A 250-nucleotide genomic window follows, 5' to 3' on the forward strand; every position below is an offset into this window, starting at 1 on the left:
CATGGGTTACACCTGCCTCGACCCCTTGGGTGACCGCTTTATCGATATTGATGTTGTAAGTAGGATCAGCTCCTGCTTGATTGGGGCCATTGAGACAAATGTCACTTGGGCAGGCAGCCCGGCTGATTTTGTCGTTGAAGTCGTTATAGAACGCTGTCACGTTCGCACTGATACCGCTATCACCTTGGTAAAGCAAACCAACTTCATGGTTCACCGAGGTTTCAGGCTGAAGGTTTGGGTTGCCATAGAT

General features: G+C 49.6%; 1 protein-coding gene. It reads right to left on the minus strand.

What is annotated here, in order from left to right:
• Positions 1-250 (minus strand): TonB-dependent receptor domain-containing protein (locus tag R0J92_RS25200; RefSeq protein WP_411053698.1); only part of this gene is annotated, 250 nt, incomplete at both ends.

Source organism: Tritonibacter sp. SIMBA_163 (genome assembly GCF_046535935.1).
Lineage (GTDB): Bacteria > Pseudomonadota > Alphaproteobacteria > Rhodobacterales > Rhodobacteraceae > Epibacterium > Epibacterium scottomollicae.